Source organism: Protofrankia sp. CiT1, from assembly GCF_917627335.1.
Classification (GTDB): domain Bacteria; phylum Actinomycetota; class Actinomycetes; order Frankiales; family Frankiaceae; genus Protofrankia.
Window position 1 is genome coordinate 1 of the sequence record NZ_CAKJTP010000285.1, and the last position, 2,751, is coordinate 2,751.

4 protein-coding genes and 1 pseudogene are annotated in these 2,751 nt (G+C 66.8%); 1 reads left to right on the plus strand and 4 read right to left on the minus strand.

Features of this window, described 5'->3' with window-relative positions; all coding sequences use genetic code 11:
• A partial coding sequence (locus MJ785_RS21575) for a hypothetical protein (RefSeq protein ID WP_239382696.1) occupies window positions 1–759 on the minus strand: 759 nt, incomplete at its 3' end.
• A 125-nt stretch (window positions 760–884) separates the two neighbouring features.
• Between MJ785_RS21575 and MJ785_RS21580 the strand changes: the two genes are divergently transcribed.
• Complete coding sequence (locus tag MJ785_RS21580) at window positions 885–1,469, plus strand: hypothetical protein (protein WP_239382697.1); 585 nt, start codon at window positions 885–887, stop codon at window positions 1,467–1,469.
• 207 nt (window positions 1,470–1,676) lie between these two features.
• Here MJ785_RS21580 and MJ785_RS21585 read toward each other — a convergent pair whose 3' ends face one another.
• The 3 genes and pseudogenes from MJ785_RS21585 to MJ785_RS21590 form a co-directional block, all read right to left on the minus strand.
• A complete protein-coding gene (locus MJ785_RS21585; protein WP_239382698.1) occupies window positions 1,677–1,850 on the minus strand; it encodes a hypothetical protein in 174 nt (57 codons plus the stop codon).
• Window positions 1,851–1,879: 29 nt separating this feature from the next.
• Window positions 1,880–2,050, minus strand: a pseudogene (locus tag MJ785_RS22460) (DUF5615 family PIN-like protein); the annotation flags it as partial.
• Window positions 2,047–2,277, minus strand: a complete 231-nt coding sequence (locus MJ785_RS21590; RefSeq protein WP_239375567.1) for a DUF433 domain-containing protein — start codon at window positions 2,275–2,277, stop codon at window positions 2,047–2,049. The gene MJ785_RS21590 and the pseudogene MJ785_RS22460, both read right to left, overlap by 4 nt.
• Window positions 2,278–2,751: the final 474 nt, after the last annotated feature.

The window sequence follows — 2,751 nt, forward strand, 5'->3', positions numbered from 1 at the left end:
GGCTGCGGTGGAGGCTTCCGATGAGTGGCTGCCGGTGCTGGTCGGATAGTCGTTCGGTGTGCAGGGGTTGCCGATATCCCCGGCGAGAATCCAGCCCCAGGTGTTCGCGTCGGGTGCCCAGCCGAACACCCATGGTCCGCGATGACCGCAGCGGTGGCTCCAGTGGAAGGTCGCGCCGGAGCGCAGGTTGCCGATGACGTAACCGTTCGGCCCACTTCGCACGGTTGCGGCCGTGGTGAGATGACGGGTGCCGGCGATCGTTCCGGCGACAGGCCGGAAGTGCACGGTGTCCCAGCCACCGCTGTGGGCGTGGCCGGACAGTATCCTTTGGGGCGGGTCAGCCAGGCAGGACCGTTCGATGAAGCCCCAGTAGGGCGTCTTCTCGCGACGGCTGGCTATCAGAGCCCAGCGGCTGTTCACGTTGTACCGCCAGCCGACCGCGGCGTGGACGGTGCCGCCGGACCGCACCGAAACCATGGCCTTCTCATCCCAGCCAGGCTTGCCGGCGGCGTGGTCGCCGGTCGCATCGAGGTTCCAGTACACCGGGCAGGAGGGCTGACTCAGCCGGACGCCGATCGTGTACGGCTGGTGGTCGGTTTCCGTGTCCGAGGTGCCCGCCTGGTATGACGCCGGTTCAGCGGCCAGAACCGCCGGTGCGACGGAGATCTTCTGCGCTGGCCAGTGCATGGCATGGATCGCTACCGTCGGCACCGCCACAACCCCGACGACCGCCAAGGCCGTCGTCAGTCTTTTGATCATTTTCAGGCTCCTCTTCCCGCGTTCTCCTTGATAGCGTTCACGTCATCTTCGAAGACAGGAGGAGACTAGCAAAACGCCTTCTTACATAACATCAACGTTAGGTCAACAGACGGATTGAGGTACGGATGAGCGGCGGACCGCTGCGGCGGTACTACGGGATCGCGGAGATCGCGGACGTGCTGGGCGTGGACCGGCAGCTCGTCACGGTGTGGCGGCGGCGGTTGAGCCGGAGCATGCCGCCCCCGGACGACGAACTGGCCGCTGGCCCGTTGTGGGTGGCGGCGACGATCGAGCCCTGGATCGAGCAGACCCGGATACGGATGGCGCGGGAGCGCTCGGACGGCGGCCCCCCGCAGCCCGAGCTGATCCGGCAGGCGGCACGGCGGCTGCTGCGCCTGACTGCTGTCCTCTTGGAGGATGCGCCCGAGCCGCGAGTTCTCGATCGCGCCCTGCTGGCCCTCGGGCAGCTGGGCGAGCCGCTGGCGGCTCACGGCGGCGACGGCGACCCGATCCGCCGGCTATGCGGCGATCTCGCCACCCTGGCCGGCGATGCCGGCGCCGCGCCTCCGATCCAGACGGGCAGGACCGCGGCGGTCCTGCCACAGTTGCGCGCCGAGTGCCTACGGCTGCTGCCACCCATCGCGAAGCTGCTGGGCGCTGGTTCCACCGGCAGCACGCCCGCTGAGACGCGGCACCAGCCCCATGCCTGACGCGGCCTTCCCAAGGCATCCGGCTCCCGGATACCGCGCGTCCAGGCAGCATTACGCGACGGGCGGTACCAGCGCCCGCGACGGGCCAATTGCTCGATGCCCCTGAACGGCAAGCGTTGGCCGCCAGTAACTTGATCAAGTGTATCCAGTGCGGCAGCAGCGCTGGTCAGAGCCTACAGACAAGCGTCAGGCACCGACCGGCGCTGCTCAGTCGCTGGCCTTCATCGGGAGGCGGCGAGCGCGGATCCGGGTATCACTGATCACGACAAGTACGCCTTCGGTCAGGTCGTCCATGACTTGGCCGAGGTTGGCCAGGACGACGGAGGCGAGGGATTCGGCCCTCTTGTCGATACGGCGAAGAAGGATGGCGCTGGGCGCCATCGCGGGGCTGTTGGCCAGAAGTTCCCGAAGTCAGTATCAGCGGATATGAGAATCCAATTCTCGCGATCTGCCAGTGCCATGATCCGTTCGTCGCTCTGGCCGCCCAAGCCGAGTTCGTAGACATGTGAGCAGTCATGACCTGCGGCGCGAAGCAGCCCGGCCATGCGCGCGGAGAGGCACTCATCAAGCGGGAATCTCACGCGGTGAGCCAGACCGGAAGCTCCCGCTCGTCAACAACTCGTGCCGCATACTCCAGACACGCTTGCACGTCATCCGGGACAAGCTGCGGGTACTCGGCCACGATCCCATCCGTGGTAAGCCCGTTCGCCACGAGACCAACGACAGTAGCCACCGGCACACGGGTGCCGGCGACGCAGGGCACACCACCCATGATCTGATGGTTAACGGCGATCCGCCCAAGGTCCATGCACGTACCCTCGGCCGCACCGGTACGGCGCGTCAAACACGCCTGATCCGCGCCGTCAGCCACGACCCTCGTCCTTGCGGGTACCCGACACTCGTCCAGGGCTGCGACCTGGGACTTTTCGCGGGTATGGGATCCCGGTCTATGCCATGGCACGGTTGGCGGCTGGGCCCGGAACTGCGGGCAGCGCTCGCCGCATGAGCGGCTATGGACATGCAGACGGCGAGGCAAGAACGGCGGTGCGAAGGTCGATATGGACGGTCGAGCGGTGTTCTGGCGCCCTCAGCCGATTGGGCGGTCTCCAACGGTCAGGAGCCTGCCCGATCGCGATCAAGCGTACCGAGCCCCCTGTTCCCAGCACGGTTGGACGGTGCACTGACCGCCAGAGACCCACCATCCGGAGGTTGAACGGCGAACTCAATCTTGGACGAACTGGAGCCCGACAGCTCTTTCCAGCGTCTGCCCGGCCGCATGCAG